The organism is Bradyrhizobium sp. CCBAU 53340 (assembly GCF_015291645.1).
In the GTDB taxonomy this organism is placed as follows: Bacteria; Pseudomonadota; Alphaproteobacteria; order Rhizobiales; family Xanthobacteraceae; genus Bradyrhizobium.
In genome coordinates this window covers 2,910,306-2,933,747 of record NZ_CP030055.1, presented here as the reverse complement: position 1 = coordinate 2,933,747, position 23,442 = coordinate 2,910,306, and the positions used below count along the sequence as shown (strand labels likewise).

Genomic DNA, 23,442 nt, shown 5'->3' with positions numbered 1-23,442 from the left:
TCGGCGCTCTAGCTTTGATGGAATGGCTCCAACAGGGTGGGTGGACCATGAAGTGGATCAGGGAGCGCGACGCACTGATCGCGCAGACACTGGCCTTCGTGCAATCAGTCTCCGGCAAGAAGGACGACCTTCGTCAACAGGATACCGCTGCGGCTACGCCCGTCCCGGCGGTGGAGATCATTTCTGTACAGGCCGTGGCTGTCGCGTTCGAACCGCCGGACGCCGTACCCCCGCAGACTATCTCGCCACCGCAGCCGTTACCGGCCGCTCCACGGACAAGTGACTTCCGCAGCGAGATGCAGGCCCGCATCGCCAGTTTCAGAAAGCACCAGGAGCGCTTCGAGCGCGAGCGCGAGGAATATTGCGCGACGACCCTGACCAAGCTACGCGCCGCCATTCGCGATACGCTGCCCCCGCCACCGGCACCGAAGTGAGGCTGGCTCGCTTACAAGCCCGAGAACTTACAGCCAGGACCACACCAGCCAGAGATTGGCTGCGCAGGCTCCAAACAGTGCCAGCGTCAGTGGCAGGAGCATATGCCCGCAGCAGGTTTTCAGGTCCGTCGTCATGGCCTGAAACATCCGCTGATTCCGCCAAACGAGTCCCAAAGTTTCTTTTTTTGGGGATTCAGGACTCGTTAAGGACTCAGGCTCCGGCGGCCGGAGGCCCCCGATCACGCCCCCGTGATTGACCCGGAACCCTCGCCCCCTCCGGCCGTTAACGCGCTTTCCGGGAGCGGAGAACATGCCCTACGCCCTGTTCTGCAACGACAGCCAGATCAGCAAAGCCTATCCGAGCGAGGCTGACGTCTGGAAGCTCGCGCAGCGGAGCGGCCTCGTTGTGGATGTCGGCACCGACGAGGAGCGACAGGGTCCGCGCCGGGTTCTCGACAATGACTATGAAGTCAAATCGTGCCCCGCCGCCCAAGGCGAAGATCCCGCCAAGAACAAGGCGGACGCCGAGCGGGAATCCAGGATGGAGCTTCAGCTAAGCCCGTAAGGCGCGGCCGCAAGGCCGCCTCAGGGCGTCGCGGTCGCCAGCGAGGCCTGCTCACCGGCGAGCGCGACGCAGGCCTTGCGACGGTGCAGCCCGCGGATCGCCCCGGTCACCTTCAGCACCCGGCCGGACGGACAGGCGAGGTCCTTCACGAAGGCAACCTCGTAAGGTGCCAACATCAGAGGCTCGGATTTGAGGATTGTTTGGGCAAAGCAAGGCAGGGCCACGAAGCACCAGACTACCGCCAACGCCAAGATACGCATGTTCGTTGTCCCACCAGCCCGGGAATTGAATAATAACGCTTTCAGAAGCGCGAGTTCCGTAAGTCGCAAAAATTATTTTTGCTTTACCTGCGCCCCGTGACACGCGTGAGAAGGCGCGCGCCAGACTGCTTGCTTGCAAATGACGCGCCAGATGGCTCACGCAATATAAACAGGGACCGGCAAACGAAAGGCCGGCACGAAGCCGGCCTTTGTCAGATCGTGGTCGTTTCTCAGCGGTTAGTAGCGCGAGGCCGCCGGACCGCCCCAGCCGAAGCGATAGTTCACGCCGACCTTGACGGTATGCTCCTCGTCCCGGCCGCGAACGCCGACAATGTCGGCCGGGCCGGAGGTGAAGGTGGTGCTGCCGAAATTATAATACTGGTACTCGGCCTTGGCCGACCAGTTCGGGGCGAACATGTATTCGAGGCCGGCGCCGACGGTATAGCCGTCCTTGCTGTTGCCGGTGGCGGTGAAGGCCTGCGGCACGCCAGCGACGTTGACGCCAAGCCCGCCGTTACGCCAGGCGTAACCGCCCTTGGCGTAGAGTAGCGTTGGGCCCCAAGTGTAGCCGATGCGGCCGGTCACCGAGCCGAGCTGATCCGTGTTGGACGTCACCTGTGTCCCCAGCGGGAACGTGACGCCGTTGTTGTTGGTCGGCAGCCAGGAGTACTGGGCTTCGATACCCAGCACCCAATTGGGTGCGAACTGGTAGTCAAATCCGCCCTGCACGCCGCCCAGGAAGCGGGCGTCGCTCGACTGGAAGGTGCTGTCTCCGGCGAAGGCGCCGCCGACGTGGCCGCCGATGTAGAAGCCGGTCCAGTTGTAGATCACTTGGGGAGGCGTGTAGGCCGGAGCCTTGGTGTAGGTGCGCGGCTGAATGTCGGCCGCGGCCGCCGGTGCGGCCAGCGCCAGCAGAGCCGCTGCACCGAGCAAGATCGTCTTCATGGTCATCCCCGTTCTTTCAAATCGACCCTCGGGAAACAACGTGGCGTGAATTTGGTTGCTTCGCGGCGATGCCGGAACGTTGATCGTTCGTTACTGTGACGGGGCGGCAACATCGCGATTTTGTTCCGTCACGTCCGTTTGCGCCGACAGATCCCGTTCGCGCATGTCCAGCCGTAACAATTTGTCGCAAGGCAAAACCGTCTCGTTCAAAGCTCGCCAAAATGTGATTCAGCGGCTCCGGCAGCGCTTACTCTAGCAGTCCGCGATGAAGGCGGACTTTGCGCTACCGCGCCATCTTTTCCAGTTCCGGAAAGGGTGTGTAAACCGCGCCGGCGCAGAGCTCGCTGGCGCGATCGACGACACGGTCGGCGCGGCCATTGACGTAGACGACGGCGCGCTCGCGCATGGCCTTGTAGCTGCCGTCGCTTTCGCGCGGCGTGAAGTGCAGGCAGCTGATGTAGAATTGCCGTCCGCCGATCTCACGCAGCACAGGATCCGCCATGCTGGCGTCGCGCACTCCGACCGGATTGTTGAGATAGGCGTGAATCAGAGCGAGTGCGTCGCCGCGAAAATTGTCGGGAAACGGCTGAGGCCCTCCGGCCTGCCCTCCTTCCATCAGGGATGGGCGATCACCGTCGCTGCCGAAACAGGCCGCGAGTGCCAGAGGCAGCACCAGGATCGCCGCGCGTTTCGCCAATCGACTCAAGGAATCAGATTCTCTGCCCAGTCAGGTTCGGAGTGTTCTAGCTTCAAGACCGCATAAAGGGAATTCGCTTCCGCAAACGGCGCACCGGCCCGCCGCCAGCACCTTGCGCTTTCGCGCAAGGCATGACGAAACGGGCCGGGCCTGAACTCCGCACGGGGCGGCGGGCAATGGATGCCGCCCCTGCGGGATCAGTCGTTAGCTGCGCTTCTCGGTCGTCGCCGGCTTGTTGAGGTCCGGCTGGGCCTTGAGCGACTTCTTGGCCGACAGATGCTTGTGGTGATGGCGATGCATCCGTACGGTCTTGTGTTCGTCGGGCGTGATCGCGGCATTGGCGTTCATCGCCTTCGTCTTGGTATCGACCTTGGCACCCGATTTGACATCGGCGGTCTTGGCGTCGGCCTTGGCGCCCGTCTTGGCGTCGGCCTTGAGGCCGGCGTCGGGCTTGGCGGCGGTGGTCGAGACCTTGCTCTGGGTCTGGTCGGCCTTGATCACCGGAGCGGTCGTGGTGGTCTTGCCGGCTTCAGCGGCGAAGGCCGGCGCTGCGATGACGGAAGCTGCGAGCAAGGCTGCGGAAATGGTCTTCAACATGGTGGTCTCCTCTTGGAAGGATCTTGAGGCGGCGCCCTCTCGCCGACCCTTCGATCATGGTGAGAGCCTAGAGGGCGCGCGCTGAACCGGTTCTGAAGCGCCCGGCAAGCTTCCGTTCATCTGGATGACAAGTTTGTCATCTTGCCGCGGGACGACCGGGCGACCACCGAGGGCCGGGAATGTTTTCGCCAGCCGGGTGTTCCGGTCTTTGGGCAATCGTGTAGGATCGCCACGTTCCATACGGGAGAACTTAGATGCGCAAACTTTCCATGCTTCTGGTACCGGGACTTGTCTCGCTGGCACTGGCAGCCGGACCGGTGCTGACAAGCGCCTATGCCGCCGGTAGCGACGAGCCCTCGCCGCCGAAGTCGGATACCTCGACCAAGAAAGGGAAGAAGAAAAGCTCTTCCGTCAGCGATCCCAAATTCCTCGCCGCCTATCGCACAGCCTACACCACGATCTACGACAAGCACGACTACACGGACGCAATCGGCCAGCTGAAGCAGCTCAAGCGCGACGACGTCGCCGACGTTGCCAACCTGATCGGGTACTCCTATCGCAAGCTCGGCGACTATCAGTCCTCGAAGGTCTATTACGAGATCGCGCTGAAGGACGATCCGAACCACGTCCGCACCTGGCAGTATTATGGCCTCTGGCAGCTCGAGCAGGGCAACCGCGAACAGGCTCAGTATCATCTGAACAAGATCGCCTCGCTCGCTGGCACCGACAGCTCCGAATATCGCTCGCTGGCCGCTGCGCTCGACAAGCCGACCGGCGCGACGCTCGTCTACTGAAGACACCGCATCTTCGCTTCAAGCGAACGGGCACAACCTTCCGGGTTGTGCCCGTTCTGCTTTCTCGGCTAGCCTTCGCGCACCCTTCCCCTCGCAAACCGGTGGCGCAATGGACACGTGGCTGAGATCCGCGATCGACTACATCGGCTCCTGGATTGAATTCCAGCAGACAGCCTTCCAACAGCCCGGCGTCATGGTCGCATTCGTCCATCGCGGCGAGGTCGTTGCCGAGCATGCGTTCGGTCTTGCCAATCTCGACACCGGCGAGAAGCTCACCCCGCGCCACCGCTTCCGCATCGCCTCGCACTCGAAGAGTTTTACGTCGGCCGGCATCATGAAGCTGCGCGAGCAGCGCAAGCTCAGGCTTGATGATTCCATCGGCGAATATGTCAACGGTCTGCATCCGCACATCGCCGAGACCACGATCGCGCAGGTGCTCTCGCACAGCGCCGGGCTGACACGCGACGGCGCCGATTCCGGCCAGTTCATCGACGGCCGTCCCTATCTCAACGCGAAAGAGCTCCTTGCGGAATTGAAGCTGCCGACCGCGATCGAAGCAGGCACGCGCTTCAAATACTCCAACCACGGCTTTGCCCTGATGGGCCTCGTCATCGAGGCGGTCACGAAGCAATCCTACGCCGCCTGGATCAAGCGCGAGATCATCGAGCCTGCAGGGCTGCGCGAGACCGAGCCGAATGCGCCGTTTCCCAAGGGCGCGCCGTTTGCGCGCGGCCATACGCGAAGTCTGCCCCTGGGCGAGCGCTGCGTCATCCCCGGCGACAATCCGGCCCACGCGATGGCATCGGCAGCCGGCTTCGTCGCCACCGCCGCGGATACCGCGCGCTTCTTCGCCCAGCTCGCGCCCAATGCCAGGAAGAGCGTGCTGTCGGTCGCGAGCCGCCGCGAGATGACGCGGCATCATTGGCGCGTCCCGCAGAGCTTCGAGGCCTATTACGGCCTCGGCGTCAACGCCGGCAAGACCGACGGCTGGGACTGGTTCGGCCATGGCGGCGGCTTCCAGGGCTATATCTCCCGGACCTGCTCCATTCCTGCCTGCGAGCTCGCAATCAGCATCCTCAGCAATTCCATCGACGGCGCGGCGCCGTTCTGGATGGATGGCGCAATGCAGATCCTGCGCGTCTTCAAGACGCGCGGTGCACCCGACCGACGGCTGCGCGACTGGACCGGACGCTGGTGGACGATCTGGGGCGCGACGGACTTCGTGCCTGCCGGCAACCGCGTGCTGATCGCCAATCCGCAGTTCAACAATCCGTTCATGGATGCCGCCGAGATCGAGGTGACCGGTCGCGACGCCGGCAAGCTCGCCTGGGCCGCCGGTTATTCCAGCCACGGCGAGCCGGTGCGCCGCATCCGCAACGCGCGCGGCAAGGTCAGCGACATCTGGATCGCCGGCGCCAATGTGAAGCCGGCAGCCGTCGTGGCGCGCGAGATCGCGCGGCGCTATGCACCGCGCAAGAGGCGCCCTACTCCCTGATCAGCGCCTCGACCTCGCTGCGAAACGCCTGCCGCGAACCGTCGCGCGAATAGAACATATGGCCGCCGGGGTAGACGACGAACTTCACCCGCGATGTCGCGAAGGCCGGCAGTTGATCGAGCGCCCGCTTCGTCCCAAAATAGGGCGTGGCGAGATCGAACAGGCCGTGAGCGACCAGCACGTTGAGCTTCGCATCGGTCGCGAGAATCTGGCGCAGCTCCGACAACGACTGCGGCGGGCTTATGCCGCCGCCAAAATCCCAGTTGTGCTCGACGGCGCCGTTGAGGACTTCATAGGAGCCGTCCGGTCGCCAGTTGAGCTTGCGGGTGAGAACGTCGACCGCAGCACTCGTCAGCGGCGCCTGAAGCGCATCGCCGGAAGGGTCGCCGAAACGCGAGCTGCTCGAATCCGGATAGGGATCGAAGCCGCGCACGGACGCGTCGTAGCGTCCGGTCACCATGCCGTTCTTGCGATCGAGCTCGCGGCGGAATTCGCCGACGTCGAAGCGGCCGGCGAGCCTGCGGCTCACTGCCTGGTCGATGCCGGTGAGCTGGGCGACCTTGTCGGCAAGGCGATTGGTAGCCTCCTTGTCGGCCTCGCCCTTGACGAGATCGGTCAGGAACTCGCCGCGCGCGTAAGCCTCGACGTCGGCGAGATCGGCGCGCTTCACCGGCCCCCTGGCTTCACGCGCGACCGCGACATAGCTCGGCAGGGTCGCGACATATTGCAGGAGGCTGGTGCCCGTGAACTCGCGAAAATCCAGCAGCGGCGACACCAGGATCAATCCCCTGACGCCCACGCCGTGCTGAAGCTGCAACTGCCGCACGACCTTCGGCCCACGAATGCCGCCATAGCTTTCACCCGCGACGTATTTCGGCGAAGTCAGACGGTCGTGCCTCTCGAGCCAGCGCCGGATCACGAGCGCGATCGAATTGACATCGCCCTCGACCGAGTAGAATCGCTTTCGCGCATCCTCGCCGCTCGCGATGACACGGCTATAGCCGGTACCGACGGGATCGATGAAGACGAGGTCTGTGAAATCGAGCCATGTCTCCGCATTGGGTTTCACCTCCGGCGAGGCCGATGGCGACAGCCTCTCGCCATCGAGCGGCAGCCGCCAGGGTCCGACCGCGCCGAACTGGAGCCACGCCGAGGAGGCGCCGGGCCCGCCGTTAAACAGGAAGGTCACCGGGCGCGTGGCACGATCGGTGCCGTCGAGCTCGTAGGAGGTGGTGGCGATGTCGGCGAGCGGCTCACCCTTGCCGTCGAACACACGGATCGAGCCGGCGGTCGCGGCGAAGTTGAGCGTTCGGCCCGGCAGATCGAGGGTCTGCTTCGTGGTCGAGTCGCCGGGCAAGCGGTGCTGGTCGGCGGCCGATGGCGCGGCCGGCGCTGCGTTGCCACCACGGCCACCCTTCTGCCCCGCGGGCGCCGTCGCCTCGTTTCGCAGCTGCGGCGGATCGTCCGCGCGCGCCAATCCCGCGGGCCCGAAAGCCGACATAGTCAGCACCAGCATCGCGCGGCGAAGCAGCTGCGAACCCAAAACCATGATCGTCCTCCCTGCCCGGCTCGGTGAGCCGGTGCGCAACGATAGCTAGCGAGGAATTGCGACAGTTTGGGGGATCATGGGGTCGCGGCGGCTGCAGAGGCCTTCCGAGCTCAAATCGCCCCGGTTTCGTCCCTGAATCGGGATGGACCGTCGCCCGTTTGCCTTGAACGGTGGTCGTCCTCGACAATGCGGGCCCACCTCGTATAGACGAGCGCGGCGGAACTTTCTCGAGCCAGCGGCCTGTCCGGAAGCCATGACCAAGCCATCGCGATACGACCGAATTGCCTTCGTCGCCAGCCCGAGCAGCGAGGCGCAGGCCGCCTTCGGCCAGCTCACCAGGGACTATGGCAATTGCGAGCCGAACCAGGCCGACGTCGTGGTCGCACTCGGCGGCGACGGCCTGATGCTCCAGACGCTGCACCAGAACATGCACACGGGAAAGCCGATCTACGGCATGCACCGCGGCACGGTCGGCTTCCTGATGAACGAGTACTCGACGCACGATCTGCGCGCACGGCTCGCAGCCGCGCATGAGTCCGAGATCAATCCGCTGCTGATGCGCGCGACCGACGTCAACGACCGCGTGCATCTGCACCACGCCATCAACGAGGTTGCTCTGTTCCGGCAGACCTACCAGGCCGCACGCCTGAGGATCCTGATCGACGAGCGCGAGCGCATGCCGGAACTGATCGCCGACGGCATCATGGTAGCAACGCCGGCCGGCTCCACCGCCTACAATCTGTCGGCGCAGGGACCGATCCTGCCGATCAACGCCGCGCTGCTGGCGCTGACGCCGATCAGCGCCTTTCGTCCGCGCCGCTGGCGCGGCGCGCTGCTGCCCAACACGGCTTATGTCGTGATCGAGGTGCTGGAAGGCGACAAGCGCCCCGTCGCCGCGGTCGCCGACCATGACGAGGTACGCGACGTCCGCCGCGTCGAGGTGCTCTCGGACAAGACCATCTCGATGCGGATGCTGTTCGATCCAGGCCACAGCCTGGAAGAGCGCATCCTGCGCGAGCAGTTCGGGTACTGAACTTCAGCGCCAATCACTGATCGCAAGGTTGAATCGACCCCAGCCCTCCCGCGATTGCTGGATCCTCGAGCAGGTCGAAATCCTGGACGACGGGAATGAAGCTCTTCGTCTCCGACGTCATCAGATAGATCGTCACGGGCAGCGAGGGTTGCGGCGCCGCATTTGCTCGGCAGAATTCCCTGGCCGCGACGCCCAGCCCCATTGACCCGCGCTTGCCTTGCTTGCCCTGCTCGATCATCGACGCACGTAGCGCTTCGAAGCGCGCGGCATCGCCCGATGACAAGCGATAGGCATAGGTTGAAGAGCCCTGCGGAGGTACGGGCAAGCCAACGCGATCCCGCGCTTCGCTGATCTCCATCATCGCAAAACTCGTCTTGGTCTCGGCCTCGCCCGTCACCTTGGTGACGACGTCGAGCTTGACGCCGCCCGATCGCGGCCGCAGCGCATCGGGCAACTGCACGCCGACGCGCAGCATCGACAGATCCGTCGTCTTGGCATCGATGCGGGCGAGCGACGGAATCGACGTCAGCGGCACCGAGCTGCATCCGGCGAGCACGAGCGCAGCCGCACTCGCAAGAACGCGCACGAGGCCGTTCATCGCAGGCATCTCCAGTCTGGAATGAGAGGATGCGCCTAGGCCGATCTATGGCCGGCCGCGCCAGGCGCCAGCGTGTCGTCGGCGCTGTCGGGGACATATTCGAGAATATCGCCCGGCTGGCAGTCGAGCACGGCGCAGATCCGCTCGAGCGTGTCGAAACGGATGCCCCTCACCTTGCCCGACTTCAGCAGAGAGACGTTCGCCTCGGTGAGCTCGATGCGTGCGGCAAGCTCACGCGACCTGATCTTGCGCCTAGCGAGCATGACGTCGAGATTGACGACGATCGGCATGGTCAGATGATCTCGCTGTTCTCGAGCCACACACGAACGGCATCGGCCATCACGGTCGCGAACGCGACGAGCGCAAGGCCGCTCAGCACCGAGAGCACATGCGACTGCTCGATGCCGAACATGACGACGATCTGGCCGGGCTGATTGGCCCGCGTCAGGTTGATCGTGGTGAGCATCTGCACCAGCGGCGAGATCAACGCGTTGACGATCAACGCGAGGCCGATACGGCGGATACGCCAGGAATTGCTGGTCACGAAGACCTCGCCACGCGCGAAACACGAGAACAGCATCGAGAGCTGCATCAGCGCATAGATGACGGGCGCAAGCCCGACCAGGCTGATCAGTGCGCCGGCGAAACGCGTGCCGGGATTGAGCGTGAACGGCCGCGCGCCCAACGGAGACTGGGTCGCGATCCAGTGCCGAAGCATGTCGTCGCTCGACCAGAGCAGCGGCACCGCAAGCATCGCCCCCACGATGCAGACGAGTGCACCGACGGCCACGGTGCGTCCGATGCGTCGCAACCGCCGCTCGGTCGGGACCGGATAAGGAAACGCGATGATGCTCATCGGACTAGCCCTCGCTGATTTGAATATTTTTATTGTTTTACGATAAAAAATGGCAGAATTACGATATTCGCGTCCTTGACCGACGACATGCCGCCAAATGCGGCGGCAACCCTTCATTAACTCCCGGCGCGATATGGTTAACGAAGGTTGTCCGCTTTGGCCCGGGCGTCATGTTCCGCATCGACTTCAACAAGCTGCGCTTCCTTGTCTGCGACGACAATCCGCACATGCGCCGCATCCTGCGGACGCTGCTGCATTCATTCGGCGCGCGCGAGGTCTATGAGGCCGAGGACGGCGCGACTGCGCTTGAAATGTACAGCCATTACGTGCCCGACATCGTCATCACCGACTGGGCGATGCCGATCTTCGATGGCCTCGAACTTGCGCAGATGATCCGGCAGCCGGAATCCAAGGGCAACCCCTACGCGCCGATCATCATGCTGACCGGCCATTCCGAGAAGCGCCGCGTCACCGTCGCGCGCGATGCCGGCGTCACCGAATTCCTCGCCAAGCCGATTTCGGCCAAGGGCCTCTATCAGCGCATCCTCAACGTGGTCGCCAGCCCCCGCCCCTTCATCAAGACCAAGACCTATTTCGGCCCCGACCGGCGCCGCAACACCAACTCCGCCTATATGGGCCCCGAGCGCCGCGTCGGCGAAAAGCACGAGGTGCTGCAGCAGCCCTCTCTGCTCGACAAGGCCCGCTCCTCCATCTAGCGCAGGCGTCTCTCACGACGAGGCAGGCATCATGGCGAAGAACAGCACAAAGGACATCGAGGTCAAGGCCTTCGCCACGCATCACGTCATCACGCAGCCCAACCCGCTGCGCAAGGTGCTGCGCCGTGTCGAAGAAAAAGACATGGACGATCCGATTGGCCGCGCCGAGCAGGCGTTGGCGGGACTCGCCAACGAGTTCAAGGACTGGATGACGACCGAGGTCAACCGGCTGTCGGCCGCCTACGTTGCCATCCGCAACGAGGGCTTCACCAAGGCGCGGCGCGACGAGCTGTTCCACGCCGCGCACGATATCAAGGGCGATGCCGCCACGTTCGGCTTTCCGGCCGCAGCGGGTGTTGCCGAGAGCCTATGCCGCATCATCGAGCACGCACCCGACCTCGAGAAGGTGCCGGCCGAACTGTTCACGCACCATATCAACGCGATCCTTGCCATCGTGCACGAGAACACCAAGCTCGACACCATCAGCGTATCCGCCGAGCTCAGCCGCCGTCTGCGCAAGGTCGCCGACGACTATCTCGCCGACGTCAACCGCGACCGCCCTGAGCATCTCGAAGTAATCCTGGCGCCCAGCATCATCCCGGCGGAATAGTACGCCTCTCTCCCTCGTCATTGCGAGCGCAGCGAAGCAATCCAGAAATCCCTCCGCGGGGATAGTCTGGATTGCTTCGCTGCGCTCGCAATGACGGAGTTTGTGGGACCAGCTCGGACTACGCCGCGATCAGGTCGTCATAGACCGGATCAATCGCATCCTCCGCGACCAGCTCGTCGCAGAACAATCTCGCCTCTTCGCGCGCCGACTCCGTGGCGAAGCGGCGCAGCAGAACCATCAAGGGCTCGGTGGCGCCGCGGTCGGTCTCGCAATGGGTGAGCACGCGTTCGACCATGCGCCGGCGCAAGCGCGTCGCGGTGTCGTCGGTGTCGACAAAGCCCTGCTCGTGGCATGCATCGAGCGCGACCTGGAAGGCGGCGAATGTCGCCTCGGGCAACCCGGCGCGACGGAGCAGCGCGTGCAGGCTGTTGCCGCCGCGGTCATGCAGCAACGCGGAGACGCGCGCCAGCGGCAGGTCGGCGAGTTCGGCAAGCGCCGCATCAAAGAGTTCGAGATTGCTGGACAGCAGCGCGCGCAGGATCAGGCCCGCGGTCAGTTGGCCGGTGATACGCAGATGCTTCACCAGGCCCTGCATGTCGTCGCCGCGCGAGCGCGCTGCGATATTGATGGTGGAGCGATCACGCGCCTCGAGCGTCATGCGCTCGGCACGATCGGCGCTCAACCAGTTCCGCGCCACGACGAATTGCGCCAGGGTCTCGGAGAGCTTTGCCACCAGCGCGGCACGCGTTGCGGCCGGAATGTCATCGAGCACCAGCATCGCCTCGCGGATCGCGGCCAGATGGCCGTGACGCTCGACGATGCGCGTCCAGGAGAATGGCGCGAGCTCGGCGTGGGGATTTTCGATCAGCTCGAGGGCGGCGGCGGCGCAACCGACCTCGGCGATGGCGGCGCAGACCGAGACCGGCAGCACGATGCGGCGGGCGACCGCACATTGCACCTCGTCATTGCCGGTCGCGACGATGTCGACGAGATCCGCATCGATCAGCAGCGGCGAATGTTCGAGCACCGGGAGCGCCACGGCCGGCTGGTCCGCCGACAGCGCCCGCACGATCGATGCCGGCGCATCCGTGCTGCGGGCAAAAGCCTCGGCCATCGCCTGCCGTACCAGCGGCGACGGATCGTCGAGCTGCATCAGCAGCGCGCCTTCGGCTGCGATGCGATCATCATGGGAAAGGTCTGAGATCAGCCAGGCCCGAGCCAATGCCCGCGTGGCCTCCGCCCGCTCACCGGCGGACGCGGTCCTGATCCAGTTAATGAACTGCCGAACAATCATGGTGCTTCCGGCTTACGCAACGAAAAAACGAAACGATGACTGGATGTCACCTGCAACACAAAATAAACCACGACGCTTAACAAAGCGTTCACCATAACCGGCTGGTTTTATTGATGATTTGTTAAGGGCCGGAAGCGCCCCGTCGGCGCGGCAGCGCGGCTAGCTCGAGAATGTGCCGCTGCGATCGCTGAAGAGATCAAGCGGTTGCGGCGGCCGCACGTCAGCTGTCGCCGCGGCAACGGATGTGAGCGAGGCGTTGTTGCCCCACAATTTCTGCACCGTCGTCGAGACCGGCTGCGTGGCATCGCCCGGCTGATAGATCGAACGGAATGCAGGCGCAGTCGGCGCGTTGTCGGCCACCGATGTCGACGATGTCGCACTCACGGGCGTTACCGCGCGCTGGTCGGGGAAGGTCTGGAGATAGGCGGCACCATTGACCATCGGCGCGGCAGGCTGCACGCCGTTGGCGCTGGCGACCTGCGTGGTCGACGGCGTATCGCCATACATCGCCATCGCACTGCGCGTCGATCTTGCGTTCGCGGCGCTGGCGTAGCGGGCGTTCAGGACCGAATAGACTTCGGAGACGCTGCGCGCACGACCATCCCTGGCATAGAAGATCGAGCGGTTGGCGGATGCGGCATTGGGAAACAGCCGTGCACCGACCGCCTGCGGATTGTCTTCGGCATTGGCGATCAGTTTCGCCGCGCCGCCGACCCCCATGAAATGGGCCATGTAGAGTTCGCTGTCGGATGGCCTGCGGCCGAGCAGACCGGTCAGCTTGAAACTGTTGGACTGCGTCAGCGCCGCCGCCATGCTGGATGCGGCCTCCGGATCGTCGCGCAGCTTCATGATCGAGCGCTTCATGAAGGGATCGTCGACCGTATAGGTACCTGACGACGTCCGGGTGATCGCATCGGCATAGTTGCCATAGCCGAGCTGGGCACCCGCCTCCTTCACCGTGCCGAGCCAGGTCTGGTCGATGAACTGATAGAGGCCGTGGGCGGACGAGGTGGTGGCGCCGGCCGATGGATCGAAATCCGATTCCATCTTGGCGGTGGTCAGCATGTATTCGAAGCTGACGCCGGTCTGGCTCGAGGCCTGCTTGATCGCGCCCGCGACGCGACGCGCACCATCCGTAGCGGTTATCTGCGAGGCACTGGAATTGTCGACCGACATGATGGGGTGCCCGGCCCGCGTGGCGTTGAGCGGCGCCGGCAATTCGGACGCCTGATCGTCCTACCGTGGGACAGGTATGGTTAATGCGGGGTTAATTCGGCGGTCGCCGTCATTCCGGGGCTCGCCTCAGATGCGAGCTCTATTTCTTGTAGACCGCGTTCGGATCGAACAGCCTGTCGGCATCGACGAACACAAGCTTCGCTCCGCCGCCCTCGGCTTCAACCTTGCGGTAGAAGCAGGACCGCCGCCCGGTGTGGCAGGCGGCGCCGAACTGCTCGACGCGAATCCAGACCGCGTCCTGGTCGCAATCGGTGCGCATCTCAAGGACGCGCTGGGTCTGACCTGAAGTCTCACCTTTTCGCCACAAGGCATTGCGCGAGCGGCTGAAGTACCAGGCCTCGCCGGTCGCAATGGTCTTGCGCAGCGCCTCGTCATTCATGTGCGCGACCATGAGCACGTCGCCGGTGGCGGCGTCGGTCGCCACGCAGGTCACGAGGCCGGCAGCATCGAACTTTGGCAGGAAGGCCAAGCCTTCCTCGATCTCATGGGAGTGAGCGGACACGGGGCATCTCGCGAATGACTTGCGAGGTCAGCGGTCCATGCCTCGCACCATGGACAGGAAACGGGCTTGCTCCGCCGGATTGTCGCGGAACATGCCGGTGTAGCGGCTGGTGAAGGTGGAGGCGCCATGCTTGGCGACGCCACGCACCGACATGCAGGTATGCTCGGCCTCGATCAGGACGGCAACGCCGCGCGGCTTCAGGATCTCGTCAATCGCGGCTGCGATCTGCGCCGTCAGATGCTCCTGGGTCTGAAGCCTTCGGGCGAAGATGTCGGTCAGGCGCGCGAGCTTCGACAGGCCGACGACGCGTTCCACCGGCGTATAGGCGATGTGCGCCTTGCCGTAGAACGGCATCATGTGGTGCTCGCATTGCGAGGTGAACTCGATGTCGCGCACCAGCACGAAGTCGTCATAGCCGGCAGTCTCGCCGAAAGTGCGGTCGAGCACCTCCGCCGGGCACTGATGGTAACCCTGATAGAGCTCGTCGAAGGCCTCGACCACGCGGCGGGGCGTGTCGAGCAGGCCCTCGCGGTCGGTGTTCTCGCCGATATAGGCGAGCAGCGTCTTCACCGCCGCTTCCGCCTCGGCACGCGCCGGGCGCGGCTGGTCGGCACGGACGGCAACTGCGAGGAATTCAGAAGGGTCAAGCTCGGCCGGACGGCTCTCGGGTTGCTTGTTGGGGCGGATCGGCTTGATGGTAGCGTCCATGTCTACTCCGTTCGACGGCCTTGTGGCCGGAGTGTCACCGGCAGACGGGGCGGCAAGCCGCCGGACGCCTGAAGAAAACAATCTTGGCGAAAAGGCCCTTCGGTCACAACGTCGATAGCGCAGGTCTGGACCGCAGCCGACGCACCGCTGGACTGTTTTTCCGCCAGTTCCGCCCCTATATAGGACCGTGGACGGCGCCCGCCAAGGCCGATCCGGCCCGGAAGTGTTGGACTCCATCACATGCTGAACGACATCTATAACAAGCGGATCATCGAGCTGGCCGGTAATATTCCGCGCCTCGGGCGGCTGCCGGACCCCGATGCCACCGCGACCGCTCACTCCAAATTGTGTGGCTCGACCGTGAAGGTCGATCTCAAGATGAGCGGCGACACCGTCACCGACTTCGCCCATGACGTGAAGGCCTGCGCACTGGGACAGGCCTCTTCATCCATCATGGCAAGTCACGTGGTCGGCTCGACCGCGAGCGAACTCCGTGAGTTACGCGAAACCGTTCGCAGAATGCTCAAGGAGAATGGCACCCCTCCTCAAGGCAAATGGGACGAGATCAAGTTCCTGGAGCCGGTCCGGGACTACAAGGCGCGCCACGCCTCCACGCTCTTGACCTTTGATGCCGTGGTCGATGCGATCGGTCAGATCGAAGCCAAGGCAAAACAGCCCGCCACCGCGCAAGGCTGAGTCGGGGGCTGGATTAAGACTGAAGCTCTTACTGCTGCGGTGCCGTAGCCGGCGCCGCTACGCCTCCGGTCGGCACCACGGCTTCCGCTGTCTTGGTCGACTTGGCGGGCGGCTCCTCACCGAATCTTGCCTGCGTCTTCGGCGCAAGCTGAGCCACTGCAGGCGCGGTCATTTCCACATGCGGCAGCACATCGGCCACCAGATCGGTGGTCACGAGGTTGGTCAGCTTCAGCTCGGCCGCGTCGAGCTCGTGCAGCTCTTCCCAGGGCGGCACGTTGAGCGCGAGCGACAGCAGGTCGCCTGCGCCGCCCATGTCGAAGGTGTATTTGGCGAGCCTGCCAATGTCGCGCTCCACGATCATCAGGTCCTGCGCGCTGTAGCTCGCCGCCTTGGCGTCGTCGGCGCGATCGCCCATCCAGATCTGATGGACACGGACGTGGGCCGCTTCCGGCACGTAGCGCTTCTTGCCGGCCAGTAGCAGGAACACGCACATCGATTCGCAATAGGCTTCCGACGCCACCGCCGGACGGACGCCCTGCCTGTTGTTCGGCTGCGTGATGCCGACCGTGGTGAGAAGGCCGAGATTGCGGAAGCGCCGGCCGAGCGTGATCGCGTCGTTGACGGAACCGCCGCTGGAGTCGAGCACCACGGTAGCGCCGCCGAGCTGACGCGCGCGGGCGAAGTCGTCGAAATCCTTCGGTGTATCTGCGGTGATGATGCCGACCGCGCTAATCCAGCCGCGGCAATTGGGCTCGCAGGCAACCCAGGCAAACTTCATCGGCAATTTGCGTTCTTCGAGCGAAGCGCCGGCGCTGGCCGGCGAGCCAAAGGTCGCGATGGCGCCCGCCAGCACGACACCACAAGCGGCGGTTCCCACCAGCAACCAGCCGCGAAGGTTGAGCGACTTCAGAACTTTCAAACTGGTTCCTTCCCCAAGCCCCAAAAGCAGTCAGGCAAGCCCCGTTTCGACGTTCCAACAAGTCTACACATGGACGTCACAAAAATGGTATCCGGGGGAATACAGATCGTCCATAGGTACTTGCTGCACTGCTCCCTGAAAGCAGGCAAAATATGGCGCGCCTACAACAGCTCGTTGTTCCCTGCGTTGGAACCGGGCATCAACGCGCTCAGGATGTCGGCACAGCGCACATGAAGCACTCAACCTGCGAGCACTGTTCCGCCTCCCTGGCCGAAGCCTCCCGGTTGCCGCGCAGATTCGGCCGCGCGCTGATCTGGCTCTATCGCCATACGCTTTCGCCCCTGGTCGGCTACAATTGTCGCCATCTGCCGACCTGTTCCGTCTATGGCGATGAGGCAATCGAACGGTTCGGACTCTGGGCCGGCGGCTGGATGACGCTGGCGCGCCTGCTGCGCTGCAATCCATTCGGCACATCAGGCATCGACAACGTCCCCCTCACCGCCCCCCAAGGTGCATGCTGGTACTTGCCATGGCGCTACGCGCGCTGGCGCGGCGTCAACGCATCGTAAGCAGTGACTTTGCGCGTTGCTGCCCTGAGCGGAACCGGAACTCTGCCCTCGCGTTGTTGTGATGCTCCCGCGGGAGGAAACAACAATGCGCTGGAAAATCAGCCATCATTTTCACTTCAGGCCCGGTTCGCATCTTAGCTTTCATCCCAGGGATCACGATCCCAGAACGATCGACATGCTCGCGATCATCGCGTTGCTCGTCCTCGTCGTCGGCTCCGGATGGTACCTGGCGGCAAGCCTTGCAACGCCATCAAGCACGACAGCGTTCATCGTGCCGAGCCAGAGCGTGCACTGGTAGTTAGCGGAACCAGAAGAAACGTCCGGGCGGCGGCGGAATCGGTTCGGGTGGACGCGGACGCTTCGGCCGCGCCGGTTTCGGCGGTGGCTCGGCGGACGAAGTGGTCTCGGCGGCCGGGGCGATCTCGCTCCCCGGGATCTTCACCGACAGCAGCAGATTCGACTCATGCATCCGCCAGCGATAGCCGACGCCGAAATCGATCGGCTGAGCGCGGGTGAACAATTCAGCGTAGCGCTCCTGGTAGCGGCCGGGGAATTCGCCGATCGGCCCGAGATAACGGCCGAACGGGAAGAAGCGCCATTGCCGTGAATTGTAATTGGCAAGCGGAATGCCGGAATCGTCCTGGATGATGGTCGCGCTATTGGCGAGCAGCCAGTCGCGGGCGACGGTAAAATTGCCTGCGTGCAGGAGATACGAGGCACTCTTGATCAGGCTGTTGCCGGGCCCGAGCGTCTCGCAGAACTTCAGGAATCCGGCTGCACGTGCGCCCGAGTTGGAGAGATCGGTGGAAAAATAATACAGCGTACGCGCCTCGCCGTCGGCGCCAGCAAACGTGATGCGGACGCCGCGCGTGGCGTTCGGCCCCGGATTATCGCTGCCGGTATGCACCCCGCCCTTGTCGTCGAGCGCGACCATCTCGACGTTGCGGATGGTCTTGCCGGAGCGCGCCAGGAAGACATAGAGGATTGGCAAGGTGCCATTGACCTGGTTGGCGTGCAGGTCGACCTTCATCTGCTTGGTGATGAAAAAGGAAAAGCTCAGGATCGAGCCGAGCGAGCGCTCGACATTGTAGAGCGCGGCATTGACCGAGCCGCGCGGCAGCCTGGTCAGATCGGGCACCGCGCCGGCCGGCTCCAGCGCGCCGAGCACATAGGTGCTGGCCTTGGAATAGAACGCGTTGGCGTAAAGGAAATCCGGGCCGCTGAAAAAGTAGAACATGGTCGGCCGTGGCGCGGCGAGATTGACGTCAGACCAGTTCTGGATCTTCGAGAGCTGCCGCTGCTCGAGCTGAGCAAAGGCCCCGTCGAAGAACTTTGCATGATGCTGCCAGGACGGATCCTTGGTCAGCGGCACCAGCGGCGAGTCCGCAGACGGCTGCATGCCTGCGAGGAAACGCGCAGTGTCGTCGAAGGTGACGTCGGCCGCGCGCGCGGACGAGATGGCCGCAGCCATAAGGGCAAGAGCGACGGCCGCAAGTCTCATGGTTCGAAACATGTCTATTCGCGATTATGTGACGTGGCAGCGGCGACCGGCCGCCTGCGGAAAACAGCATAAATCAACAGGCCCGAGAGCATGACGAGCATCCCCGACACCGACTGCACCGGCCGCTCGGTCAAGAGGTAGTACATCATGGACGCGGTCACGAGCAGGAAAATGAGCGGCGTGAACGGGTATCCCCAGGCGCGATAGGGCCGCGGCAGGTCGGGGGCGGTGATGCGCAGCTTGATCACGCCGGCAACCGTGAAGAACGAGCAGAACAACAGCGCGAACTGGATGAAGTCGAGCACCGCCTCGAAGCTGCGCGTGAACAGCAGGAGATTGGCGACCGCGAGCTGAAACAGGATGGCGTAGGCCGGCGCGCCGTTCACCGATTTCTTCGAGAACACGCGCAGCGCCGGGATGTCCTCCCCCATCGTCATCATCACGCGCGGACCAATCCACATCATCGCGCTGATCGAGGAGATCAGGCCGACGCAGATCATCGCGCCGACGATCCGGCCCCCGAGATTGCCGAAGATGGCGCTGCCGGCGACGCTCGCGACGTCGAGTTGACCGGCCAGGGCGCTGATCGGCGTCGAGTAGAGGAACACCGCGTTGAGCGCGACATACAGCACCAGCACGATCAGCGTCCCCGCGAGCAGCGCGCGCGGCAGGCTCTGCTGCGGCGTGTTCATCTCGCCGATGATGTAGGTCGCGGCATTCCAGCCCGAAAACGAATACATCACGAAGACGAGCCCGATCGCGAAGGGCGCGCTGACGATATGGGCGAGATCGCCGGCCTGCGGCGTAAAGGAGATCGGCTGCGGCGTGCCGATGATGAAGCCGGCGACGAGGAAAGCGACGATCAGCACGACCTTGAGGATGGTCGAGATCAACTGGAAGGTCGAGGAGTGCCTGACGCCGGTCAATTGCACGATCGAGACCAGCCACACCACGCCGATCGCGAGTGGGATCGGCGGCAGATCGGGCATGACGGACTTGGCGTATTCGCCGAAGGCCATGGCCGCGAGCGCAACCGGCGCCGCGAAGCCCACCGTTGCCGAGACCCAGCCGGCGAGAAAGCCGAAGGCCGGATGATAGGCGCGTCCGAGAAAATTGTACTCCCCGCTCGAGCGCGGAAACATCGCGCCGAGCTCGCTGTAGGAGAACACGCCGCACAGCGCGACGATGCCACCAACGGTCCACAGCGCGAGGATCGAGAAGCCCGAGAGGATGTCCTTGACCTGGAAGCCGAGACTGGTGAAGACCCCGACCCCGATCATGTCGGCAACGACGATGGCGGTTGCGACAAGAACGGAAACCCCGGAGCGGCCTCCAGTCAGCCGGGCGGTCCAGGGCGCGGTTCCCGCATCTGATGCCGTCATCTGGGTCCTTCGCCTCAGGCGTCGCGCCTCGTGAGAGCCATCGTGCAGATTGGTCCAGTCAATTCAAGCAGGGTTAACAAGGGTTAAATGAGGCGGGCCAGAATAGGTAATTAGCCACCTCAAACGCCCGCTGTTGGCCATAAACCCGTAGTCGGCCGCGGAAATGCACGCTCCCCTCCCACAATCGCGACACGATTGCGTGGTCTTTTTTGATCGTTCCGGATGTGGGGATTAGTTTCTCCGGACGCTTAACGTCGCCTAAACGCCAGTCGGCTCAACTGTCTCAAATTTGCCGATAGACGTGACTTGGGGTCATGGGTGGATGGTCGGGGCCGCTCCGAAATTGAAAGCAGACATGCGCGTTGACCGGACCAAGGCGTCCGGAACGCGCGGTCGTGCGCTTCGGATCGCCCTGATCTCCGGCTTGGTGCCACTGTTGCTGACGCTGGTTCAATGTGGCCAGGCGCCCAACCCGGCGGCGCTCGCGGCGAACTCGCAGGCCAATGTCCAGGTCGTCGCCAAGACCAACCCGCAAGTCGCAAGCGGCGACACGTTCGAGGACCGCTTCCCCGCCCCGCAATTCAAGGAGCGCTTTCCCTCGGCGAGCGAGAGTTTCCTGCAACGGCAGATGTCGGACTTCTCGCCCAAGCGCGCCGTGCAGCAGCCTCCCCAGCCGGAGCAAGCGCCCTACAAGGTCGCTTCACTGGAGCCGCAGATCCCTTATCGGCGTCCGCCGCGTGAGGATCTGACGACCCTCGTCAGCATGAAATCCTCGGCCTTCCCCTATTTCGGCAACAACCCCGCCTCCGACGCGCCTTTCCTCAACGTCTCCAAGGGTGACCGCCGCGGCCATCGCAGCTTCTCAGGACGCGTGTTCTGGCAGGATGAGACCTACAACGACAGCCGCGTGCTGGTGCATGTCCCCGAGCATTTCGACGTGCGCAAGCCTGGCGTGATCGTGGTGTTCTTCCACGGCAACGGCGCGACGCTCGAGCGCGACGTGCGCGACCGTCAGCTGGTGCCACAGCAGATCACCGCGTCCGGCGCCAATGCCGTGCTGCTCGCCCCGCAGATGGCTGTCGATGCCGCCGATTCCAGCGCCGGAAAATTCTGGCAGCCCGGCGGCCTCAAGCGCTTCATGGAGGAATCGGCCAACCATCTCGCCCGTCTCACCGGCGATCCCAACAGCGCGCGGGCCTTCGCCAACATGCCGATCGTGATCGTGGGCTATAGCGGCGGCTTCCTGCCGACCGCCTGGAGCCTTGAGGTCGGCGGCATCAGCGATCGCGTCCGCGGCGTCGTGCTGCTCGATGCGGTCTATGGCGAGATGGACAAGTTCGCGTCCTGGATCGAAAGCCACCGCTCGGGCTTCTTCGTCAGCTCCTACACGCACTACACCGCACGGCGCGACCACGAGCTAATGAGCATGCTCAGGCAGAAGGGCATCAGCGTCTCCGAGGACATGGATGGCCCGTTGCGTCCCGGCAGCGTCGTGTTCGTCGAAACCGGCGACGGCATCACCCACCGCGACTACGTCAACCGCGCGTGGACGCAGTATCCGCTCAAGGATGTGCTGGTAAAGATGTCGGCGACGCCGGCGCTAGCGCTGACGCGCATCGTAGCCACCAGCCCTTCGGCGTCGAGCCGATAATTCCAGCTCTTGTTCAGCTCTTTGTTCAGCTCTTGGGCAGCTTCGGAATGCTCTCGGCAAAGCCGTTGAAGCAGGCCAGCCGCTCGTCCTCTTCCTTGAGGAATTTGCAGTCGGCGACACCCTTGGCCTTGGGCGCTTTGGGCTTCGGCGCCGGTGGAATTACGGCGTCGTAGCAGTTGAGACGGTCCTTGGTGCCGTCATCGATGTCGAGGCACGCCTGGAGCCGTACGGCAATCGATTGCGGCTTGCCTTTTGGCGCCGCAGCAGCCGGCTTGGCAGCCGCTTCCTTCGTCCCGGCCTTGGCCCCCTTGGGCTTTACCTGCACGAGTGGCTTGTCCCCCACCATCGGTGGCTTGTCGGTTTGCGCGAACGCGGAGGCTGAATAGAGCACCGCGGCAACCGCCAGAATCATCCTCATCTCAGTCAACTCTCTTTGATCCCCACGACTGGCCTTCTAGCGCTCTGATGCGCGGTTTGCCAAGCGCCTTGCGCAGATGAAAACGCGGGATTCAGGCCTTGGCAGCAGGCAGCGGCCTAGGCCGGGTCACGATCACCACGATCACCGCCAGCACGACGAAGCCGACCGCCACGAAGCCGAGCATATGCAACTGCTCGCGGGCGAACAGCATCCCGCCAACGGCGGAGCCGACTGCCTGTCCGACATAGAGGACGGATGTATTGAGGGCGACGGTCGCCGATGCCAGCGCCGGTGCGGCCGCGACCAGTCGCACCTGCTGCATCGAATTGGTCGATGCAAAGCCAAGCCCCCAGATCGCGACCGCGCCCGCCATCAGCACGAGCGTGCCGGCACCGAGCGCCCAGCCCGTCATCCCCGCCAGCAACAGGAAAGTGAACAGCACGGAGGTGCGATAAGGCCCTGCGGTGTCGACAATGCGGGTCGCGATGACGAGGCCAAGAAAGCCGCAAACGCCGTAGAGCGCGAGCACGAGGCCGATCGCATCGGGGCCGGCGCCGGTGAGCTTGTTGAGCAGCGGACCCATATAGGTGAATACGACGAACTGCCCCGACATTTGCAGCATGGTGATCGCAAGCAGGAGCAGGATGATCCTGTTGCGGCCGACGTCGACCCAGGTCTTCAGATCCACCGGGGCGCCCTTCAAGCCTCCTGGAAGCCGCATCATCAAGAACAGGGAGCTGACACAGCCGAGCGCACCGATCTCGCCATAGGCGGCGCGCCAGCCATAGCGGCTGGCGATAAAGGTGATCAGGGGGAGGCCCGCGGCGGCAGCAAGCGACCAGCCGAGGAAGATAAAGGCAATCGTGCTCCCGCGCCGCTCCGCCGGCACGATCAGCGCCGCCGTGCCCGCGGCCTGCGGCGTATACAGCGCGCCGACGGCGAGCATCACCAGGCGGATGGCGAGCAGGCTTGCATAGTCAGGTGCAAAGGCCGAGGCGAGATTGCCGAGGGCGAGCACCGCCAGCGTGGTCGTAAGCAGGAGCCGCCGTTCAATGCGGCTGGTCAGCCACGCCGTCAGCGGCGAGCCGATGCACAGCGTGATCGCGCCGAAGGTGATGAGCAGCCCGGCGGCGTGGATGCTGATGCCCAGCCCCGCCGACAATTCCGGCAGCATCCCCGCCGGCGCCAGCACCGAGCAGCCGGTGACGAGATTGCCGAGCATCAGGGCGGTGGGAGCGAAACGGCCGGCGCCGGAATTTTCCATGCAACTGCATGTAGAGCAGGCCCGTGGCCAGTTAAAGGGCATACCGCGAAATAGTTGGCGCACCGCCCCGGCTTTTGCGCGCCACTTTCTTGGATTTGCCGGATTGCGCAGGCCGAATCGCCTGATATATCGCTCGTTCCCGCTTACCTGCGC

The 23,442-nt window shown here is 64.0% G+C and carries 28 protein-coding genes; 11 read left to right on the top strand and 17 right to left on the bottom strand.

Annotated elements, in window-relative coordinates; all coding sequences use genetic code 11:
- Positions 1-47: 47 nt before the first annotated feature.
- Together XH89_RS13840 and XH89_RS13835 are read left to right on the top strand one after the other, a co-directional pair.
- Positions 48-434 (top strand): hypothetical protein, encoded by a 387-nt coding sequence (locus XH89_RS13840; RefSeq protein ID WP_194467583.1) that lies wholly within the window; start codon positions 48-50, stop codon positions 432-434.
- Positions 435-744: 310 nt separating this feature from the next.
- Positions 745-999 carry a hypothetical protein gene (locus XH89_RS13835; protein WP_194467582.1) on the top strand — a complete coding sequence of 85 codons (255 nt, stop codon included), beginning with the start codon at positions 745-747 and terminating at the stop codon, positions 997-999.
- Between the two features lie 20 nt (positions 1,000-1,019).
- Here XH89_RS13835 and XH89_RS13830 read toward each other — a convergent pair whose 3' ends face one another.
- The 4 genes from XH89_RS13830 to XH89_RS13815 all read right to left on the bottom strand — a co-directional run bounded on the left by XH89_RS13830 (position 1,020) and on the right by XH89_RS13815 (position 3,498).
- Positions 1,020-1,259, bottom strand: coding sequence for a hypothetical protein (locus XH89_RS13830; RefSeq protein WP_194467581.1), 240 nt, complete (start codon positions 1,257-1,259; stop codon positions 1,020-1,022).
- 237 nt (positions 1,260-1,496) lie between these two features.
- Complete coding sequence (locus XH89_RS13825; protein ID WP_194467580.1) at positions 1,497-2,204, bottom strand: outer membrane protein; 708 nt, start codon at positions 2,202-2,204, stop codon at positions 1,497-1,499.
- 283 nt (positions 2,205-2,487) lie between these two features.
- Positions 2,488-2,910 (bottom strand): hypothetical protein, encoded by a 423-nt coding sequence (locus XH89_RS13820; RefSeq protein WP_194467579.1) that lies wholly within the window; start codon positions 2,908-2,910, stop codon positions 2,488-2,490.
- 195 nt (positions 2,911-3,105) lie between these two features.
- Complete coding sequence (locus XH89_RS13815; RefSeq protein ID WP_194467578.1) at positions 3,106-3,498, bottom strand: His-rich protein BRANT; 393 nt, start codon at positions 3,496-3,498, stop codon at positions 3,106-3,108.
- 254 nt (positions 3,499-3,752) lie between these two features.
- Between XH89_RS13815 and XH89_RS13810 the strand changes: the two genes are divergently transcribed.
- On the top strand, positions 3,753-4,292 hold the full coding sequence (locus XH89_RS13810) for a lipopolysaccharide assembly protein LapB (protein ID WP_194467577.1): 540 nt from the start codon (positions 3,753-3,755) through the stop codon (positions 4,290-4,292).
- A 109-nt stretch (positions 4,293-4,401) separates the two neighbouring features.
- Positions 4,402-5,787, top strand: coding sequence for a serine hydrolase (locus XH89_RS13805; protein ID WP_194467576.1), 1,386 nt, complete (start codon positions 4,402-4,404; stop codon positions 5,785-5,787).
- Here the strand turns inward: XH89_RS13805 and XH89_RS13800 are convergent.
- The gene (locus XH89_RS13800; protein WP_194467575.1) at positions 5,777-7,336 is read right to left on the bottom strand and encodes a S10 family peptidase; all 1,560 of its coding nucleotides are present in this window, start codon (positions 7,334-7,336) and stop codon (positions 5,777-5,779) included. The two genes, XH89_RS13805 and XH89_RS13800, sit on opposite strands and share 11 nt — an antisense overlap.
- A gap of 253 nt (positions 7,337-7,589) precedes the next feature.
- Between XH89_RS13800 and XH89_RS13795 the strand changes: the two genes are divergently transcribed.
- Positions 7,590-8,369 carry an NAD kinase gene (locus tag XH89_RS13795; protein ID WP_194467574.1) on the top strand — a complete coding sequence of 260 codons (780 nt, stop codon included), beginning with the start codon at positions 7,590-7,592 and terminating at the stop codon, positions 8,367-8,369.
- 13 nt (positions 8,370-8,382) lie between these two features.
- On the opposite strand, the gene XH89_RS13790 is transcribed toward XH89_RS13795, so the two are convergent.
- From XH89_RS13790 to XH89_RS13780, 3 genes are read right to left on the bottom strand one after another with little or no spacing between them, the layout of a single operon-like run.
- On the bottom strand, positions 8,383-8,967 hold the full coding sequence (locus XH89_RS13790) for a hypothetical protein (RefSeq protein ID WP_194467573.1): 585 nt from the start codon (positions 8,965-8,967) through the stop codon (positions 8,383-8,385).
- A 35-nt stretch (positions 8,968-9,002) separates the two neighbouring features.
- Positions 9,003-9,257, bottom strand: a complete 255-nt coding sequence (locus XH89_RS13785) for a helix-turn-helix transcriptional regulator (RefSeq protein ID WP_194467572.1) — start codon at positions 9,255-9,257, stop codon at positions 9,003-9,005.
- Positions 9,258-9,259: 2 nt separating this feature from the next.
- On the bottom strand, positions 9,260-9,823 hold the full coding sequence (locus tag XH89_RS13780; RefSeq protein WP_194467571.1) for a DUF2975 domain-containing protein: 564 nt from the start codon (positions 9,821-9,823) through the stop codon (positions 9,260-9,262).
- Between the two features lie 170 nt (positions 9,824-9,993).
- Between XH89_RS13780 and XH89_RS13775 the strand changes: the two genes are divergently transcribed.
- Together XH89_RS13775 and XH89_RS13770 are read left to right on the top strand one after the other, a co-directional pair.
- Positions 9,994-10,539 carry a response regulator gene (locus XH89_RS13775; protein ID WP_008133731.1) on the top strand — a complete coding sequence of 182 codons (546 nt, stop codon included), beginning with the start codon at positions 9,994-9,996 and terminating at the stop codon, positions 10,537-10,539.
- Between the two features lie 31 nt (positions 10,540-10,570).
- Complete coding sequence (locus tag XH89_RS13770) at positions 10,571-11,149, top strand: Hpt domain-containing protein (RefSeq protein ID WP_194467570.1); 579 nt, start codon at positions 10,571-10,573, stop codon at positions 11,147-11,149.
- Between the two features lie 118 nt (positions 11,150-11,267).
- Here XH89_RS13770 and XH89_RS13765 read toward each other — a convergent pair whose 3' ends face one another.
- The 4 genes from XH89_RS13765 to folE form a co-directional block, all read right to left on the bottom strand.
- Entirely contained in the window at positions 11,268-12,443 is a 1,176-nt protein-coding gene (locus XH89_RS13765; protein ID WP_194467569.1) for a DUF2336 domain-containing protein, read from the bottom strand.
- Positions 12,444-12,602: 159 nt separating this feature from the next.
- Complete coding sequence (locus tag XH89_RS13760; protein ID WP_194467568.1) at positions 12,603-13,661, bottom strand: lytic transglycosylase domain-containing protein; 1,059 nt, start codon at positions 13,659-13,661, stop codon at positions 12,603-12,605.
- Positions 13,662-13,758: 97 nt separating this feature from the next.
- Positions 13,759-14,181 (bottom strand): phosphoribosyl-AMP cyclohydrolase, encoded by a 423-nt coding sequence (gene hisI, locus XH89_RS13755; RefSeq protein ID WP_194467567.1) that lies wholly within the window; start codon positions 14,179-14,181, stop codon positions 13,759-13,761.
- Positions 14,182-14,208: 27 nt separating this feature from the next.
- The gene (folE, locus tag XH89_RS13750; protein WP_194467566.1) at positions 14,209-14,889 is read right to left on the bottom strand and encodes a GTP cyclohydrolase I FolE; all 681 of its coding nucleotides are present in this window, start codon (positions 14,887-14,889) and stop codon (positions 14,209-14,211) included.
- Between the two features lie 240 nt (positions 14,890-15,129).
- On the opposite strand from folE, the gene XH89_RS13745 reads away from it, so the two are divergent.
- On the top strand, positions 15,130-15,585 hold the full coding sequence (locus tag XH89_RS13745; protein WP_194467565.1) for an iron-sulfur cluster assembly scaffold protein: 456 nt from the start codon (positions 15,130-15,132) through the stop codon (positions 15,583-15,585).
- A 28-nt stretch (positions 15,586-15,613) separates the two neighbouring features.
- Here the strand turns inward: XH89_RS13745 and XH89_RS13740 are convergent, their stop codons facing one another.
- Entirely contained in the window at positions 15,614-16,504 is an 891-nt protein-coding gene (locus XH89_RS13740) for a hypothetical protein (RefSeq protein WP_194467564.1), read from the bottom strand.
- Between the two features lie 230 nt (positions 16,505-16,734).
- Here XH89_RS13740 and yidD point away from each other — a divergent pair, with 230 nt between their 5' ends.
- Both yidD and XH89_RS13730 read left to right on the top strand, forming a co-directional pair.
- Positions 16,735-17,073, top strand: a complete 339-nt coding sequence (gene yidD, locus XH89_RS13735) for a membrane protein insertion efficiency factor YidD (protein WP_194467563.1) — start codon at positions 16,735-16,737, stop codon at positions 17,071-17,073.
- A gap of 85 nt (positions 17,074-17,158) precedes the next feature.
- Positions 17,159-17,371, top strand: coding sequence for a hypothetical protein (locus XH89_RS13730; protein WP_194467562.1), 213 nt, complete (start codon positions 17,159-17,161; stop codon positions 17,369-17,371).
- On the opposite strand, the gene XH89_RS13725 is transcribed toward XH89_RS13730, so the two are convergent.
- Both XH89_RS13725 and XH89_RS13720 read right to left on the bottom strand, forming a co-directional pair.
- Positions 17,372-18,586, bottom strand: a complete 1,215-nt coding sequence (locus XH89_RS13725) for a hypothetical protein (RefSeq protein ID WP_194467561.1) — start codon at positions 18,584-18,586, stop codon at positions 17,372-17,374.
- A gap of 2 nt (positions 18,587-18,588) precedes the next feature.
- Positions 18,589-19,956, bottom strand: a complete 1,368-nt coding sequence (locus XH89_RS13720) for an APC family permease (protein WP_194467560.1) — start codon at positions 19,954-19,956, stop codon at positions 18,589-18,591.
- A gap of 355 nt (positions 19,957-20,311) precedes the next feature.
- Here XH89_RS13720 and XH89_RS13715 point away from each other — a divergent pair, with 355 nt between their 5' ends.
- Positions 20,312-21,607, top strand: coding sequence for an alpha/beta hydrolase (locus XH89_RS13715; protein WP_194467559.1), 1,296 nt, complete (start codon positions 20,312-20,314; stop codon positions 21,605-21,607).
- A 25-nt stretch (positions 21,608-21,632) separates the two neighbouring features.
- Here XH89_RS13715 and XH89_RS13710 read toward each other — a convergent pair whose 3' ends face one another.
- A complete protein-coding gene (locus XH89_RS13710; protein WP_194467558.1) occupies positions 21,633-22,025 on the bottom strand; it encodes a hypothetical protein in 393 nt (130 codons plus the stop codon).
- 91 nt (positions 22,026-22,116) lie between these two features.
- A complete protein-coding gene (locus XH89_RS13705) occupies positions 22,117-23,289 on the bottom strand; it encodes an MFS transporter (RefSeq protein ID WP_194467557.1) in 1,173 nt (390 codons plus the stop codon).
- Positions 23,290-23,442: the final 153 nt, after the last annotated feature.